Annotated in this window: 16 protein-coding genes, 1 tRNA gene and 1 pseudogene; 4 read left to right on the plus strand and 14 right to left on the minus strand. The window is 38.5% G+C overall.

Translation table 11 applies throughout. From position 1 onward, the window contains the following. Positions 1-187: 187 nt before the first annotated feature. Entirely contained in the window at positions 188-847 is a 660-nt protein-coding gene (locus CSV68_RS00005) for a response regulator transcription factor (protein WP_158232977.1), read from the minus strand. A gap of 220 nt (positions 848-1,067) precedes the next feature. On the opposite strand from CSV68_RS00005, the gene CSV68_RS00010 reads away from it, so the two are divergent. Both CSV68_RS00010 and CSV68_RS00015 read left to right on the plus strand, forming a co-directional pair. Next, positions 1,068-2,540, plus strand: a complete 1,473-nt coding sequence (locus CSV68_RS00010; RefSeq protein ID WP_099661181.1) for a YfcC family protein — start codon at positions 1,068-1,070, stop codon at positions 2,538-2,540. An 18-nt stretch (positions 2,541-2,558) separates the two neighbouring features. Beyond that, a complete protein-coding gene (locus CSV68_RS00015) occupies positions 2,559-3,659 on the plus strand; it encodes an NAD/NADP-dependent octopine/nopaline dehydrogenase family protein (RefSeq protein ID WP_099661182.1) in 1,101 nt (366 codons plus the stop codon). A 308-nt stretch (positions 3,660-3,967) separates the two neighbouring features. On the opposite strand, the gene CSV68_RS00020 is transcribed toward CSV68_RS00015, so the two are convergent. The 3 genes from CSV68_RS00020 to CSV68_RS00030 all read right to left on the minus strand — a co-directional run bounded on the left by CSV68_RS00020 (position 3,968) and on the right by CSV68_RS00030 (position 6,562). Beyond that, the gene (locus CSV68_RS00020; RefSeq protein WP_099661183.1) at positions 3,968-4,594 is read right to left on the minus strand and encodes an HD domain-containing protein; all 627 of its coding nucleotides are present in this window, start codon (positions 4,592-4,594) and stop codon (positions 3,968-3,970) included. A 342-nt stretch (positions 4,595-4,936) separates the two neighbouring features. Beyond that, entirely contained in the window at positions 4,937-6,052 is a 1,116-nt protein-coding gene (msrB, locus tag CSV68_RS00025) for a peptide-methionine (R)-S-oxide reductase MsrB (RefSeq protein ID WP_099632932.1), read from the minus strand. An 18-nt stretch (positions 6,053-6,070) separates the two neighbouring features. Further along, entirely contained in the window at positions 6,071-6,562 is a 492-nt protein-coding gene (locus CSV68_RS00030; protein WP_099661184.1) for a redoxin family protein, read from the minus strand. 420 nt (positions 6,563-6,982) lie between these two features. Here CSV68_RS00030 and CSV68_RS00035 point away from each other — a divergent pair, with 420 nt between their 5' ends. Then, entirely contained in the window at positions 6,983-7,618 is a 636-nt protein-coding gene (locus CSV68_RS00035) for a DUF1232 domain-containing protein (RefSeq protein WP_099632930.1), read from the plus strand. A gap of 23 nt (positions 7,619-7,641) precedes the next feature. Further along, positions 7,642-8,718, plus strand: a complete 1,077-nt coding sequence (locus tag CSV68_RS00040; protein WP_099632929.1) for an LCP family protein — start codon at positions 7,642-7,644, stop codon at positions 8,716-8,718. Positions 8,719-8,924: 206 nt separating this feature from the next. Here CSV68_RS00040 and CSV68_RS00045 read toward each other — a convergent pair whose 3' ends face one another. The 10 genes and pseudogenes from CSV68_RS00045 to CSV68_RS00085 form a co-directional block, all read right to left on the minus strand. After that, positions 8,925-9,899 carry a quinone oxidoreductase family protein gene (locus CSV68_RS00045; RefSeq protein WP_099632928.1) on the minus strand — a complete coding sequence of 325 codons (975 nt, stop codon included), beginning with the start codon at positions 9,897-9,899 and terminating at the stop codon, positions 8,925-8,927. A gap of 13 nt (positions 9,900-9,912) precedes the next feature. Then, positions 9,913-11,685 carry an acyl-CoA dehydrogenase family protein gene (locus tag CSV68_RS00050; protein ID WP_099661185.1) on the minus strand — a complete coding sequence of 591 codons (1,773 nt, stop codon included), beginning with the start codon at positions 11,683-11,685 and terminating at the stop codon, positions 9,913-9,915. 57 nt (positions 11,686-11,742) lie between these two features. Beyond that, positions 11,743-12,519 (minus strand): SDR family oxidoreductase, encoded by a 777-nt coding sequence (locus CSV68_RS00055; protein ID WP_099632926.1) that lies wholly within the window; start codon positions 12,517-12,519, stop codon positions 11,743-11,745. 593 nt (positions 12,520-13,112) lie between these two features. After that, complete coding sequence (locus CSV68_RS17105) at positions 13,113-13,256, minus strand: hypothetical protein (protein WP_158232976.1); 144 nt, start codon at positions 13,254-13,256, stop codon at positions 13,113-13,115. Positions 13,257-13,709: 453 nt separating this feature from the next. After that, a tRNA-Arg gene (locus CSV68_RS00065) sits at positions 13,710-13,783 on the minus strand. 58 nt (positions 13,784-13,841) lie between these two features. Next, positions 13,842-14,240 carry an SET domain-containing protein gene (locus CSV68_RS00070; protein WP_099632924.1) on the minus strand — a complete coding sequence of 133 codons (399 nt, stop codon included), beginning with the start codon at positions 14,238-14,240 and terminating at the stop codon, positions 13,842-13,844. A gap of 222 nt (positions 14,241-14,462) precedes the next feature. Further along, positions 14,463-15,107, minus strand: coding sequence for a DUF3885 domain-containing protein (locus CSV68_RS00075; RefSeq protein ID WP_099632923.1), 645 nt, complete (start codon positions 15,105-15,107; stop codon positions 14,463-14,465). 135 nt (positions 15,108-15,242) lie between these two features. Continuing rightward, positions 15,243-15,392 (minus strand): annotated as a pseudogene (locus tag CSV68_RS17590) (choline/carnitine O-acyltransferase); the annotation flags it as partial. Positions 15,393-15,581: 189 nt separating this feature from the next. Continuing rightward, on the minus strand, positions 15,582-16,322 hold the full coding sequence (locus CSV68_RS00080; protein WP_099632922.1) for a choline/carnitine O-acyltransferase: 741 nt from the start codon (positions 16,320-16,322) through the stop codon (positions 15,582-15,584). A 460-nt stretch (positions 16,323-16,782) separates the two neighbouring features. After that, positions 16,783-17,742, minus strand: a complete 960-nt coding sequence (locus CSV68_RS00085; protein ID WP_099661186.1) for a ring-cleaving dioxygenase — start codon at positions 17,740-17,742, stop codon at positions 16,783-16,785. Positions 17,743-17,836: the final 94 nt, after the last annotated feature.

The following is a 17,836-nucleotide window of genomic DNA, read 5'->3' on the forward strand; positions in this document are numbered from 1 at the left end:
TGCCTATGGCTTTAGACGTTTCGATCACTTTAGGGCGAAAATTTTATTAAACATACAGTATAAAGAAATTGGCGTTCATTTAGGTTGAGGGGTGGATTTAAATTCACTCCACCCCAACATTTGAGTTAGAACCTGAAAACAGCCATTAAAATAGTGATTTTCGACGCAAGCCATGTCTGACGTTTTTTCATACATTGCACCTATATCCAAAACCATAGATAGTTTCTATATGAAATAGCGGCATTTTCTGACGGATTCTTTTGATGTAATTATCGACAACACGTTCACTACCAAAATAATCCTCCCCCCAAATTTGTTGCAACAATAATTCCCTAGGGATTGCGGCTCGATTATGTTTTATAAAGAATTGTATAATATCAAATTCCCGACTCGTCACATCTAACTCCTGATCTCCCATTAAAATTAACCTTCGATTCTTGTCTATTTTATAAGGACCTACTACTTTAAAATCAGTATGATTTTGCATAGCTGTAACTTGTAGAATTTTCTTTACGCGAAGAACTAATTCCGCCGGCAAAAAAGGTTTCGTAATGTAGTCATCACACCCAATTTCAAAACCAATAACTCGATCTATACTTTCACCTCTTGCGGAAATCAAAATGACTGGGGTATTAACCTCGAGCTTTTTGATCTCTTTCAACAATTCAAATCCACTACCATCCGGGAGCATGATATCTACTACCCAACAATCTATCTGGACATGTAATTGACCAAAAGCTTCGTGTAGATCACCGCATTTCACCACATTCCAGCCGTTTTTCTCTAAATAAATTGAAAGTACCTGAAGTAGATCCTGTTCATCTTCAACAAGACAAATCGTTTTCATCTCGCTCACTTCCCTCATTATATGTAGTACTTAAAGTATACAATCCTTCTATACGAATGTAGAGCCGTTCTAATCCGTGACACAATCAAACACATTTCAAACATAAACGAATACATTTATATGAAAATGTAGACACATTCCCTCTCTATCATAAGAAATAGCTAACTTGATGCACTTTAAAAGTAAGCGCATACAAAAATAAGATACATGGAGGTTTCCTATGGAAAAGAAGAAGTTCAAATTGCCAACTGCCTTTACTACATTGCTTATTATTACAGTAGGGATTGCATTCCTGACGTTTATCATACCCGCTGGAGAATATTCTTACAATGAAGATGGGACACCCATTGTCGGTACATATGAACAAGTCGAATCGAATCCCCAAGGTTTGTGGGACATATTCTCCGCTCCGATTAACGGATTCTTTGATGCAATTGATATTATTATTTTCGTTCTAGTACTTGGTGGTTGTTTAGGTATTGTATTTGAAACGAAAGCAATCGATGCAGGTCTATCTAAAGTAGTGTTTTCATTAAAAGGTCGCGAAAAATTAATGATTCCTATTTTAATGACTATCTGTGCCATCGGTGGTGCTACGTATGGGATGGCGGAAGAAACGATTGCGTTCTATCCCATTGTAGTCCCGATTCTTCTATTAGCCGGTTACGATGTCGTTACAGCCGTCATGGTAATTTTCTTAGGTGCCGGGATTGGTGTGGCGGGTGGAATTACAAATCCGTTTTCTGTTGGAATCGCATCTAACCTGGCAGGTATTTCTATAGGGGACGGAATATTTCACCGTTTATTACTTTTCTCATTGTTCCTTGCATTCGGCATTACCTTTGTGATGCGGTACGCAGCAAAAGTGAAGATGTATCCCGAAAAATCAATTGTCTTTGATATCAAAAGTAAAGTAGAACAGCCTTTTAAAAAAATCGATCCGAATGATGTGGCGGATCTTACGGGAAGAAGAAAAGCGGTACTCGCAGTATTCAGTAGCTTCTTCCTCATTATGGTTGTTGCTCTAATCCCCTGGCAGGATAAGTTCGGGATTTCATTATTCAATACTTTGCATGACAACATCCAACAAACACCTATACTCGGTGTGGTATTAGGACATATTAGTCCGCTCGGGGAATGGGGTTTTGGGGAATTAACAGTTTTATTCTTCCTAGGTTCCATTATTATCGGAAAGATGTATTCATATAAAGAAGATGAAATAGTTAGATTGTTCCTTAATGGAGCAAAAGATTTAATCAGTGTTGCACTCATTCTTGCAGTGGCAAAAGGTATTTCTGTCATTATGACAAACGGAATGATCATTGGGACGATCCTGAATTTCGGGGAACATCTATTGGCAAATGTCAGCAGCTCTATTATTGCACCGCTTGCCTATCTCTTGTATATACCGTTAGCGTTCCTAATCCCATCTTCATCCGGACTAGCCACAGCGACAATTCCTATACTGGCCCCTCTCGCAGACTTCGCAGGAGTTGACCGGGCCTATATTGTAACCGCCATGCAAGCTGGTGCAGAAACAATGAATTTGTTCTCTCCGACACAAGCCGTTTTAGTTGGCGCTTTGACATTGGCGAACATTCCGTACGAACGCTGGCTTAAACACATTATTCCATTCGTGCTCGGGATTATATTAATTACCACTGTTGTATTAGTCACTTTGTCTATTATATAAATTATAGGAGGTTTTTATATGAATAAAATTTCAATTATTGGTGCAGGTAACGGCGGCTTAACCGCAGCTTATCATTTATCAAAACTCGGACACAGTATTTGTCTATACGATTCCCCTCAATTCGATACACAGATCAATGCGGTAAATAAACAAGGCGGGATCAAAGCACTACCAGAAGATCATGGTGCGGAGATGATGTTTCCAGGTTTCGAGGAAATCACGCATGCGACAACCGATATTAAGAAAGCGATGGAGTTTGCGGAATTGATTGTAATGATTTGCCCTTCATTCGCACAAGAGCATTTATTTGAGCAAATGCTTCCTCACTTGCAAAATGGGCAAGTCGTTTTCTTAATGCCTGGTAACTACGGCGGACTAGTCTTAAATCGCATGAAAAATGAATCCAATCAAAAAAATAAAGATATTACGTTTGTGGATGGAATCAGTATTCCATGGGCAACGCGCATTGTTGAACCTGGTGTTTTAACTATCATGGGCTTAAAAGAGTTTTTATCTGTCAGCATTTTTCCGTCAGAAAATGCGACGGATGAAGTGAAGCAACTGATTACAGAATCCCTTCCAGTTCCAGTATATTTTCTAGATAACCCATTAGTAGCAGGGTTGGAAAACATCAACTTTGGTGGTCATCCATTATTGACAACGTTAAATATGGGACTACTTGAAAACTTTAACGGAGATTTTAACTATTATCGAGACTGCTGTAGTCCAGCCACTGCGAATGCGGCAGCGAAAATGGATCAAGAACGACTTGCTGTTGGAGCGGCTCTTGGATTTTCATTGAAGACTGAATTAGAAGCAATGAATGCTCTGTATGATTCAAATTATGAATCAGTATACGATTTCAATCGTGACTCTACAACACATGGTAAAATCAACAGCGCACCAAATAGCTCTAAAAACCGTTATGTAACCGAAGATGTACCTTACTTACTCGTTCCCTGCTTCGAATTAGCACAAGCAGTCGGTATTCGTGTACCAATTGTAGAGTCTTGTATCCATATAGCCTCCGCTTATAATAATACAGACTATTTTAAGATTGGCAGAACATTAAAAGATATGGGTCTAACTACAGATGAATTAAAGATTCTTATCCAATAACTATCGAAAACCCAGATATCTCTTGTTGATATCTGGGTTTTGTTTAAAATCTAAACTAATTAATCCAAATAAAAAAGCTCCCGATCCATTACGACCGAAGAGCTCTGAATATTTGTTTTGCTATTAGAAAGTGATGAATCCTTTTTGTACTGCGAATCCACCTAGTGTAAATAAGGCGATGACAACGAGTGTAATGATGAATAATCGATTATTTCTGTCCAAGACGTCACCTTTTTCTCTATCGGATAGATGATGATTGTTAGTTACTTCATTCTATCCTATCGAGTTCAGAATTAGCAATCTAATTTTTAATCGATTTCTTTACTTAGTTGATGTAAAAAAACTTCCATGAAGTCATGTCTTTCTTTCGCCAAACGCGTGCCTTCTTTCGTGACCATCAATTCTCTTAGCAATAATAACTTCTCGTGAAAATGCGTAACCGTAGCCGTTTCTTTTTTACGATATTCTGACACAGACATATCCTTTCGAGCTTCTTCTTGCTGATCGTAAAGTTTCCTGCCGCGCGCGCCACCAAACGCAAATGCACGCGCAATGCCTACCGCGCCAATCGCATCCAAACGGTCAGCATCTCTGACAATAGCGCCTTCAATAGAGGTAATATCTTTTGCGTTGCCGCCACTGAATGATACACTTTCAATCGCAGATATCACGTTTTCTGTAATCTGTTGTGTCGCACCTATTTTTTCAAGCAACTCTATCGTAGTTACTTCATGCATTTCTTCATATTTCGCATCTTCCACATCATGCAACAGCACTGCTAAACGAACGACTAATTCATCAGCACCCGGCTCAGTCGCTAAAATTTTCTCAGCATTTTTCATTACACGATCTATATGGTCGAGATCATGGCTCGCATCGAATTTATTATAAATACCTTCTACTTCCGATCTGCACTTCGATACCATTTCTTGCATTGAATCCCTTCCCCTCTTTTACATTAGTTATATGCGAATACAGCCTGTAAAATCAGTCTTTTTACCTGACGAATGAAATTCATTTCACTGGATTACAGAAAAAATCGTTACAGTCGCTCCTAATTAAGAAGCAGAATTTACTGCAGCTCGTATTCCTCACCGTAATAGAGTTTAACATGCTCTTCAATGGTATGAATACCTTCTTTTGTTGTACTACATGCTAATTGGACAACCAAATCCAATCATCCGCAGAAACTGTCACGACCCGCAGTTCCCCTCGACGTGTAAAAAGGAAAGGTAGCCAAGGTGCGGCCCCTTTCCTTCTATTATATACCGTGTATATTATTTAACGTAACTTGTTAGATAGCCGTAACCTGTAGCTTCCATTTCTTCTAGCGGTACGAAATCGATTGATGCGCTGTTAATACAATATCGTAACCCACCACGATCTTTTGGACCGTCTTCGAAAATATGGCCAAGATGGCTATCTCCTGCACGACTTCTGACTTCAGTTCGTACCATATTGAAACTTTTATCTATATGTTCCGTCATTACTTCCGGAACGATTGGTTGCGTGAAGCTTGGCCAACCGCACTGTGAATCATACTTATCAGCACTCGAAAATAATGGTTCACCGGTTGCAACATCGATATAGATGCCACTTTCGAACGTATCCCAGTATTCATTCGAGAATGCTGCTTCTGTATGGTCACCTTGTGTCACTTGATACTGATCTTTCGTCAACTTCTCTTTTAATTCTTTATCGCTAGGCTTAGGATAGTCCGCTACGTCAATTATAGATGGTATTTCTTGATCTTCCAACGTATCGAATTCAACATGACAATAGCCATCTGGGTTTTTCTCTAAGTAATCCTGATGATACTCATCCGCTAATGTAAAGCTCGTCAGCGGTTCTACTTCCGTCACGATGTCGTCATCATAGCGTTCCTGCTCAATAGCAACGACTTCGTCAATAACCGCTTGATCTTCTGGATTAGAGTAATAAATGCCCGAACGATACTGTGTACCACGGTCATTTCCTTGTTTATTCAAAGATGTAGGATCCACAATCATGAAAAAATGTTCCACAATGGTTTTCAAATCCGTATGTGCTGGATCGTATTGTACATGAACTGTTTCTGTATGGCCGGTTTTTCCTGTGATTACTTGATTGTATGTTGGATTTTCCGTTGTGCCATTTGCAAAGCCGGAAGTCACATCATATACGCCATACACTCTTTCCATATATGCTTCCACTCCCCAGAAACAACCACCGGCCAAATAGATATCCTGTAGATTTTCTTCGTTAAATTCTACATCTTCATTGGGATTGGCGGGATACTTGGAACCTGAAGAAGCAGTCAGTGAATCAAGGCTGGATGATGACTCCGGATTACTTAAGCCACACCCTGTAAGCAGTAAAATACCGAGTAAACCGAGTATGAATTTTAACTTCATAATAGTGAGCTCCCTTCATTAATTAATTTGTGACATGGCATCGATAATTTGATCATTTGATAAGTGGCCTGGTTGTGAGCGGACCAATTTCCCTTTTGTATCAATAAAAGCCGACGTTGGATATCCTTTAACATTGAATTCTTGCACGAGACTGCCGCCATCATTTAATAATACCGGCAAAGCTTCCACATGTTGAACACCTTTGAACCATTTGACAAATTCATCGTGTGGCTTTTCATTATTAAAACCAGGGGCTACGACAGTAAGCACTTCAAAATCCGTGGATTCTTTAGCAAGCGTATTGACTTCATCTAGACCTGCCAAACAGATCGGACACCAAGAAGCCCAGAACTTTACATACACTTTTTCGCCTTTATAATCTGCAAGACTAACGTTTTTTCCATGAAGATCCTGCAAAGCAATACTATTTGCGTCACTATCCGTTCCAGCAGACGAACAAGCACCTAGAACAGCAACGATGGCCAACAACATAACGATTTTTTTCAACATGGTAGTTCCTCCTCTTATTGTGGAAATCGTGTTGTAAACCAGTTAAAATTAATAATAATAATAATGATGATGATTAGCATCCCACTAGTTTGACCTATTTTCGTAAAGTAGTAATTCAGTTATTTCTTTTGAAACAATAAAAGATCAAAGAAAGTAGTGAAAATGATAGGTTACGTTTCAAATACCTGTTGCCCAATCATGAGTAATCCCCTCTTTTTTCATTTATACTTCTATTATAAATTGAGGACACTCTAAAACCTATCGATTGAGACTTTTAAAAAATTTAATATGACCAAATCCAGACGTTTTTCGACAAATAATGATCCTTGACTTTAACTGTTGACAATTTGCCAACAACCATTTATTCTTTTAAAGAAGTATATATTTTTACCGTTGTCGTAGAAATGGAGGGGTAGTGTCATGTCAGAAGGTAGTCTTGGTCTGTCTATCGGGCAATTATTGCGTGATGTTTTAGAAGAACGTTCATTGTCCATGCGCAAACTAAGCGAACTCACAGATATTGATACTTCAACTATCTCTAGGATCATCAATGACAAACGCAAAGCAACACTAGATCACCTAGAGAAATTTGCGATCATTTTGGAAATACCATTAGCCAATTTACTTCAGGCGGCAGGCTATCCAGTTGATCATAAAAACACGATACCTTCTGCTTATGATGATACGATTCAACAACTGGTCGAAACATCAGAACTTCTATCTGCAGATATTTCCATTGAAAAAGTCGAACTTCAGCTTGCAAGTTATGAAGCGTATGTTCAAACTACTGAAGGTAGAAAAAGAATTTTACATGATTTCGATAAGAAGTTAAAACTGACAGGCGGAGTAGGTCCATTCGTCGATCAAATGAAAGAATTATTTACACGGTTTAAAATGCAAGATGTTGCAAAGCGTGATCTAGCCATTATCGGTAGCGCATTATTATACTTTATCATTCCTGTGGATGTCATCCCGGACTACATTTTTGCGGTCGGGTATCTGGATGATGCGATCGCGGTCCAAATTGCTTCAAGCGTACTAACAAAGAATTCATAATTAGATGAGTAGGTGTGACATTAATGGAAAACAGAGTGACTGAAAAGCGTCGCAAGAAAAAACTTAAGAGAAAATATAAGCGATTAATATTCATGGTATTCACTTTGCTACTTTTAGCGGGTGGCGGATATGTCGCTGCGCAATATTCAAACGGCTTATCCTTTGCGAACGGTGGCAAAACAAATGAAATACATACAGAACTCAGCGATAGCAGCAATACATTTTCCGATAACAATTCCGCTTTTGACGACTTTGAAGGTGGCGAATCACAATTTGGCGAAATTAACGTATTGTTAATTGGTGATGACGCAAGGGGCGACGAAGATGACACGCGTTCAGATGCTTTGATGATTGGTCACTACGATCAGACAACAAACCAAGTGAAGTTAATCTCTCTTATGCGTGATACATACGTCGATATTCCAGGTCACGGTATGGAAAAGATCAATGCCGCTTATGCACTCGGAGGACCTGAATTAGTGCGACAAACGATTAAGCATAATTTCGATGTGGATGTGCAATATTACGCGATTGTTAATTTCGAAGGTTTCTCAAAAATTGTCGATGTTATCGCGCCTGACGGAATTGAAGTCGATATTCCATATGAAATGTCACACGGGCTAGGTTTAACACTCTATCCTGGTCAACAGAAATTAAACGGGGATCAATTACTTGGTTATGTGAGATTCCGCCATGATATCCATAGTGATTACGGTCGCGTAGAACGTCAGCAAGAAGCTTTAGGTAAACTGAAAGATGAAGCGATGAGTTTACAGACACTCGTCAATATACCTAAATTAATGGGCGTTATTGATCCATATATTGATACGAACATCGACAGTAAAACTATCTTTACAATTGCTAAAGGTATGTTGACTGGTGGAAAGAATAACGAAATGGAATCCCTACGTATTCCGGTAGAAGGATCATTTGGCGACTTGCGCACAGACGTTGGTGCTGTTCTTGAGATTAACCTAGAACAGAATAAACAAGCATTACGAGAGTTTTTATCATTAGAGGATGAATCAACCGATGATGGAAGCGAACAAGACGTAGAATATGCGGAAGATCAAGAATATAGTCAAGACCAGCCATACTAAAACGAAATAAATCCATACAATAATAAGCTGTTCCAGTCATTCAAACGACTAGAACAGCTTATTTTTATGTTACCTATTTATATGCTAAAAGGAATATCACTTTCACTAAGCCTTTTCCATTTAGTAGTTAAATTATATGAAACATTTCTTATAATCACAAATGATGCTATTCATTATATAATAGTACACTATAACTTTATGTTTTATTACGTCGTCAATACTAATTTCCCCATCGTCTTCCTACCCTGCAATTGTCTCTGGGCTTCTGCTGCCTCTTCCAAATCAAATGTACCACCTATTGTTAATTGTAAATCTCCATTTTGTACATATTCTAGTAGTTCTTTAAAGCTGTTCTGATATACTTCATAGTTTTTCATGATTTGAGGCAAGAAAAAACCAACAACCGATTGATTTCGTTGCATCAATTCTCCCGCATCCATTGGAGATCGTTCTCCGCTTGCCGCACCAAAGACTACCATACGCCCAAATGGTGCAAGACATTTCAGTGTTTTTCTAAACACATCTCCACCGACCATTTCAAGCGCCACATCTACACCTTTACCATCAGTCAATTCTCGGACCTTCGATTCCCAGCCTTCTTCCGTGTAGTTAACTAGATGATCTGCCCCCATCTCTTTTGCATGTGCTAGCTTTTCCTCACTACTCGCTGTTGCAATAACTTTGCCAGCACCAAATAGTTTTGCTAATTGTACTGCAATCGCCCCTACACCCCCTGCTGCTGCATGAACAAGAACAGTTTCTCCTTTTTGTAATCGCCCCATTGTCTTTAATATGTGGTAAGCCGTCTGACCTTGAAGGGGTAGCGCAACCGCGTCGGTATATTCCACACCGTCTGGAATCGGCGCAAGCGTCATTTCAGGTATCGCCGCATATTCGCTATAACCGGCCGATTCAATGAGTGATACTACTCGCATACCGGGCTTAAAACGCTTTACGCCTTTCCCGACTTCCGTAATAATCCCTGCGACTTCAGCTCCAGGAATAAAAGGAAGTGGTGTCGGTACAACATACTTACCTTCACGGCGTGCAACATCCGCATAGTTCACACCAATAGCTTTAATTTCTACCAATACATCACGATCTCCTACAACTGGTTTATCAATTTTCACAAGTTGAAGTACTTCCGGTCCACCATACTGCTCTAATTGAATCGCTTTCATATCATCTGCCCCTTTATGAAATATAGTTTTCTGCTTGATTCATTGCATCAGCAATTCCGCGCTTTGTTTCCACTGTATTTTCAACCGATAATTCACTACATCTATCGAATACATTGCTCAAGATGTATTTTTTAGTATCCCCCGAAGCAACACTGGAAAGTAGTCTTCTCGCATTCATTTCTACACGTAGTAACGTATCCGTAACAAGTGCTTCTGTTAGTTTAATTTTTAGCGAGGCAGACTTGTTATTTGAAGACTCTATTGCTTTCATTGTTCGTAAGACAGCCGATTCCATTGCATAAAGATCAATTGCTATATTAGCAAGTTCCATGAGAGCTTCTTGTTCGTTCGCAATTTGTTCTTCATGCTTCTGATACGTGAGACCAATACATACTAAGAAAATATTTCTTACTAATGTGACTGCTCCTTGTTCTCTTGAAAGTTCAGTGCTTTGCAGAGTTGTTGGCTGACCCAATGCTTTACTCGCTTCCTTTACTAATTCTTGAAGTGGAACCATTCCTTTAGAAGTGCGACTTAGTAAGGACATGGGAATGAGCAACCGATTAATCTCATTCGTCCCTTCAAATATTCGGTTAATACGAGAATCCCGGTACACTTGTTCAATTGCATAGTCTTTGATATAGCCATAACCACCATGAAGTTGCAGTGATTCGTCGGCTACTTGATCTAGCGTTTCGGATCCATATACTTTACAAATTGCACATTCTACAGCATACTCCATCATCCGTTTAGCAATTAAACGATGGTCTTCTGAATGCTCCAAATCACCAAGTGCATCTTCTAAAAGAGAAGCCGTTCTGTACTGAAGCGATTCTGCAGCATAGATCCGCGTCGTCATATCCGCTATCTTTTCTTTTGTAGCAGTAAATTCAGCGATAGGTTTTCCGAATTGCTTGCGCTCTTTTGTATAATCAATTGCTAGTTTCATACTGAACTTTGAAGCACCCATTGTTGCAGAACCTAAATTAAAACGCCCTAAATTAAGTACGTTCAACGCAATATGGTGACCTTTTCCTACTTCTCCCAACAGATTACGTACAGGAACTTCACAGTTTTCAAAATACACCGCAGTCGTTGATGATCCTTTAATCCCCATTTTCTGCTCTTCTGGCCCAAGAGAAATCCCTGGGAAGTCATTCTCTACAATAAAAGCAGTAAACGCCGTACCGTCTACTTTTGCATAGACAATAAATGTATTAGAAAAGGCAGCATTTGTAATATACAACTTTGAACCGTTCAAAATATAATGCGTACCTTCTTCATTTAATGTCGCTGTAGTTTTCGCCGATAATGCATCAGAACCTGAAGTTGGCTCAGTTAAACAGTAAGCGCCAATAAATTCGCCAGATGCCAGTTTCGGTAAGTAGTATTCCTTTTGCCATTGCGTTCCGAAATATGTGATTGGAAGCGTGGCTATACACGTATGATTGGAATGTGCCACACTATATCCCCCGGCAGAGCCTAAATGCTCACCGACGAGCCCTTTAGTGATTTTATCAAGACCTAACCCACCATATTTTTCTGGTATACTGTGTGCTAATAATCCAAGATCTCCTGCTTTAGTTAATAAAGATTTCACAAGAGTAAAGTCTTGCTTTTCAATCTCTGAATTGCGTGGATGTACTTCTTTTTTTATGAAGTTTTTTGCTGTATTTGCAATCATATGGTGTTCGTCAGTAAATTCCTCTGGAGTAAATACTTCCTCTTGTCTTGATGGACGATATAGAAAAGCAGCACCTTGGTAGAGTTGTTTTTTATTAGACATGTATATTCTCTCCTTTATGAAAAATAGATATGAAAACTTAGTCTCGTTATCTATTGACTAGATTTGGCTACTCATGCCGCCGTCCACTACTAATACGTCTCCAGTGATGTAATCAGACGCTTTTGACGCTAAAAATACAGCTACACCTTTTAAGTCATCTTCGCTACCTAATCTATTTAACGGTGTTCCATTTAAAATGTAATCACGACCATTTTCGATTGTAACATTCGACATTTTCGTAGGGAAGAATCCTGGAGCAATGGCATTTACATTAATATTATGTCGACCCCATTTTGCTGCTAAATCTTTAGTCAGTACAATGACTGCGCCTTTGCTAGTATTGTAACCAATCGTATCCATGAAATCTGGATGTGTTCCGCCAAGTCCTGCAACAGAAGCAATATTTATGATTTTTCCGCTGTTTTGCTTGATCATGACCTTTCCCACTTCTCTGCTCATAATAAATGTTCCCGTTGCGTTGACGTTAAGCACTTTCTGAAAAGCTTCTATCGGCATATCTATTGTGGGCGCCCCCCATGTGGCACCGCTATTATTCACCAGAATATCAATGGTTCCAAATTCCTTTACTGTCTCTTCAACTACTCTTCTCACATCTTCTTCATTTGCCACGTCACAAGCCAAACCTATTGATCTCACACCTAGACTTTCCAACTCTTGACTCATCTCAATACACGATTCCACTTTGCGAGAACAGACTACAACATTCGCTCCAGCTTCCGCAAATCCTCTTGCAATTTGTGCTCCAAGCCCTCTTCCACCGCCCGTAACTACTGCCGTTTTCCCCTTTAAATTAAACATATCAAGAACCGTCATGTCTATTTCCCCTTTTCTATAGTTTGCTAGTTTCCTTCATTACATTAAAACTACTTTCACTCAAATGTTCATACTACCCTTTATACATAAAGCTTATTCTCATGTACTAACCAGTCGGTATGTTCAGAATAAAAAGATATAATTACCATACTAAACGTTCAGCTTTTATTTAGCAAGACTTTACTTCCCTCTCTTACACTGTAAACCCACAGGATGCTATTGTTGAGATATCATTTATGTCTAAAATTGATGATGAAAATGCGATTTACGCTTCTTATTCGTACGTTTTAAAGGGATTCGAACCCCGACCTACGTCTTAGGAGGGCTTTGATCTATCTAGCTGAGCTACTGGGACGAAATGTGATTGAAGCATCGTGAATACAGCGCCTCCAGGAATACTTGTTTATTTAAAACTCAAACTTACTCTTTTATTCGAACTAGAGTATTTGTCCAATCATCTCACTAGCCTTTTCATATATTGATTATAAGGTCGGCCGGCATGAAAAGTGTAATGGAGGTGAAAAGATATGTGTTCTAAAAACAATCGACGGGGAAATCGAGTAGAATTGGTTTGTAAATGTCGAGAAGTAAGATCAAATCACGATAATAGGCACCACTGTAACCGTGACTTTGATCATCACGATAATAAACACCACTGTGACCGTGACTTTGATCATCACGATAATAAACGCCACTGTGACCGTGACTTTAATTGTAGAAATGAGTTCAGATGTCAATGTAGAAGATGTAATCGCAGACGTTTTAACTTTTTCTGGTAAATGTAATAAGATTAAGAAGGTAAAATAATAAATGTGTCTGCGCAGACAAAGCATAAGAAATGGAAAGGCGATTACTCTAAATTGAGTAATTGCCTTTTGGGGATTTGAAGTGGTAAAGCGTGAAAACAGGTTATATATTCTGTTAATACTTAAGGTGGTTTTAAAGTGTGATTTTTTATCAAATCTCCACTTTTAGAAAATGATTTTACTAGATGAGGTTGACTATCGCAAATTTTAGAGGGTTTGGTGGGTTTGCTGAGATATGTGTTCATGTTTATTACTCTAACAATGGCAAGTATTATTTATAGACCTAGTATTTGTTAAGACAATTCAAGGGTCCATTCTAGTAATCAATTTCATGGATTTATTTGATATCAAAGTGTTCGGTTTCAGTAAATAGTAACCAAATAACGTCCTAGAAGGGATTCGAACCCCCGACCTACGCCTTAGGAGGGCGTTGCTCTATCCAGCTGAGCTACTAGGACATGATAGAAATGAGTAACACTTCGATTCATCTGCTGATTCAAAGTGTTCTCACGCTTATTAATCGTTCGCCGTACCATCGTAATCTTCATTAAACCATAATTGCTCATCATCATCCACGTCGCCATTATAGTTAATCAAAATTTCTTCTCCAGCTTTGATATCTCTATAGGCAAAGAAATCAAATGTATGGTGATCGAAATTAATATCATACGTCGCATTCGGTTCATAAGAATGATTGAATAACATTCCGTAGCCAAGAAGGACAGCGGTATGGTTTTCTCCATACTCGAAAGCATAGTCAGCTAGAACAGTTTTCTCAATATGTTCATGTTGTTCATTTGGATAAGAGATAACAGGCGCTTCATGTAACAACTGCCCTTTTTTAATATCGCATTTTGCGAATACTCCTCTATTGAATTCCCCTTCGCCAATTGGAGAAAGTTTTACTTCTATCATGTCTTTCACCTACTCGCTTGTAAATTATACTTGCCTAGTATACCATTAATTTCACCCAATTGCTGATTTCTTTTCTCATTAAATAAAACAGGACGTTAACAGCAGTTAGTTCCTTTTTAGAGACACCTACCAACCATACACTTTCGTACAAACGACCGTTGCTACAACTGACCTGAATAGACATTTGACGGAATACATTTCATACATAAAACCTCTACCTATCTACGCAAAGTCTTGATCCACTTCCTGCCTATCATACTCAAGAATCCAGTCAGAGTATTGTTCATAAAGAAATCTAATAGATTCCCTGTCAGACGCTATGATATCACAGCCACGATCATCGTATAGATGATAAATGATATTTTGGGATAGGTTGATGAAGAATATATCATAACCGCTTTCAAGATTTCGTTTTAAAATCGTAGTCGGATCAGAGTAATCTTCATAACAAATCGCTTTCAGTAACTGCATATACCGAATATCTTGTTTTTTACAAGTAAGCATAAATCGATGTGTTTGAAGTTCTTCCTCCTCTTCACCATAAGGATTAGGAATCGTAGAAAACTGCAATGTATATAATAATTCTTTTCGTTTTATAAACTTGGAATAGACATTCAACGGTCGATCGCGTAGAAAATGATTATTTGTATGGACATCAGTGACCATCATGATTTCATCATCTTCCCCAAACACCGCTTCGAATAATGTAATGGACCGATAAAATGCTTGTTTTAAGAAATCCGGCTCATCAAATGCTATTGATTCAGAAATTTCAAAGCGTATAGCTTTATTTGTTTCGTAAAATAGAGCAGGTGCCAGTTCAATCCCGTCAAAATACTCAGCTAAATATACTTCTAACGTTTTCATTAATTCACTCTCCATTACGGATGTCTTACATGATTGTGAATGCAATCGCCCGTAGTTCTTGCAATGCATATTCAAAGTTCCCTGCCAAAATCTTAGCCTCTTGTTCGCCACCGCTATAGCTAGAAAGATTAACAATTAGTAGATCCTTAGTAAGACGTAGAAAATTCCATAGCCACCTTCCACGACCGGCGCAAATGCACCATTTTCAACTTGTGGATGTGTCGTATTACTAGTGGAAATAAAATCATGACGCATCTTCAAATAGCTGGGATCAGTAAATAGTGCAGGTAATTGTTTCGTTTTGGCTCATCTTGATATAACGAAAATATCTTCTATAATCCAAATAGATGTCTCTCACTCCAAATCCTTTTTGTGCTTCTTTTAATCGATGAGAATGTGCAGCACCTGATTATTGCATTAAACGATAGACAAGAGGAGCTTCTAGCTGTTCCTCCACTATTGCTTTCGCCAGTATTAGATTTTCTGTATTTGAAGGGCGTATGCATTCGGTTCTTTCTTTATTAAACCAACGCATGGACAGCGCATCATACCGAATGTCTTATATTGAGCTACTTGCAGCGCCATATGAAAAAATGAATCTGGACTGAATCCAAGTCGTTTTATTTCATCCGTTCCAAGAGCTTCAAAATTCACCACATGAGTGAAATATTCTCGATCGCTTTTTTTATTCTCTTTTTCTAATGCATGGAGCTCTTGCTGTACTTCAGCTGAAAGCATCCAGTCTAATTTTTCTGCTGTAGGTTGCACGTTCATTTCGATGTTTTCCAAATCCGTTGAAATGAGCTGAATTTGTACATCTTGAATGACCGCGAAACTAGTCGTCCCATCGACTGCAGTATATTCTACGCAGTAACCAAGCTCGCTTGCTTTAGTCATGACGATTTGCAATGTCATATCAAAGTATTTATTCCTGCCACTCAGTAAAAGATTATGTATCGCTTCATTAGAATTTGTACTGTGTTCATCTATTGATATAACAACCAATGAATTTGCCATGCTTTGTAAACTTTCAGTATTCAATTGAGTGACTGTAAGTCTTTGATAAATATCTGTTGCTTTATTTTTACTTGTGGTGAAAATCCCGACATTAGATCCTGCTGGTTCATTCAATGAAAAAGTTTCTTCAATCACTTTTGACAATGCCTCACTGGAATACAACAAACCTTCTTCATCCGTTACAGGAATCGTGTAGATATTGCCATTAGTTCAAAAGCTAATATGATTGTCTACTTTAGAATATTCAGCAACGCAGTGACCATCCCGTTGATATTTAGGTATTCGAACAGAACGGATAAGTTAGGATATTGGCTCATGTCTAGCGGTATTTTCCGCAACATTTCAGAGTGGGCTTTTTCATCAATGATCGCATGATAAAACTGCACCACGAATCGACTCACTTTGCCAGCTAACTCAGCTATTGTACGAACTGGATACTGCTAATTATCAAGTGAAATATTGAAATTACTACTGGTATGTAAGGGCTTACGAGATGTTAGATATAAATCATTCAAACAAAATTTTAGCCAACTATCTGCATTTTACTTTACATAATAATATTATTCTAATTATATTATTCAATATATACACCATATAGTAAATAATAGCATATAAAAAATCTCCCACCTATTTAGATGAGAGATTCACTTTCACTTTTTCACAAAGGTTCCAAACGACTCTCGATTTCTTCACGACGATTTTCGAGGAATGGTGGCAATGCCAAGCTTTCTCCTAAATGCTCTAACTCCTCATCGGTATCAAATCCTGGTCCATCTGTTGCTATTTCAATAGTTAAACCGTTCGGATCTTTTAAATAGACTGAATGAAAATAATATCTATCAACATATTGTGAATTGGGAATCCCATTGTCATTTAACTTATGAATAAACTCATTCAATTCCTCTTCATCTTCAACACGTAATGCAATATGATGAACACTACCTCTTCCCGGACGTTCTTTAGGAAGATCCGCACGATGTTCTAGATGAATTTCAGCTCCCGTTCCCCCTTCACCCGTTTCATAGATTATGATATTGGGCTGCCCTTTCGTTTCCGAGACGTAACGATCTTTTTCTTTAAATCCTAAAATGTCTGTTAGAAGTGCAGTCGTTTCATCCACGTTTTGCACAGTAAAACGTGAAGGCCCTAATCCAATGATGCCATATTCTGATGGAACTGGACTTTGACTCCATGGAACGCCACCAGCTACGCCTGTATTGTGTTCATCTGAAATCAGTAGTAGTCTTTGGCCTTCAAAGTCTTGAAATGGCAGAACTAATCTCCCCGCTTGCTCTCGTATATCTTCATACAGCACGTGAAATTCTTCAAATCTGGATTTCCAATATTCCAACGCTTGATCATTTGGTACACGAAGCGAAGTAGCCGAAATACTATTTGTTCCCTCATATGTTTTTCCGGCACGTGGTATTTCAAAAAACGTCACGTCCGTTCCAGGATTCCCCTTCTCATCTGCATAAAATAAATGATACATAGAAGGTGAATCTTGATTGACGGTTTTTTTCACTAAGCGCATACCCAAAATATTCGTATAGAAATCTAGGTTTTTCTTCGCATCAGCTGTTATTGCTGACATGTGGTGAAGCCCTTTAATTTTCATCATTATTCCTCCTCATGATTTCATTCTTACTAGCTATTCCCCATTTTTGCATACTTTATTATGTATCAATTTATAGGTAAGCTGACTAACAATC

It is taken from the genome of Sporosarcina sp. P29 (assembly GCF_002743265.1).
GTDB lineage: Bacteria > Bacillota > Bacilli > Bacillales_A > Planococcaceae > Sporosarcina.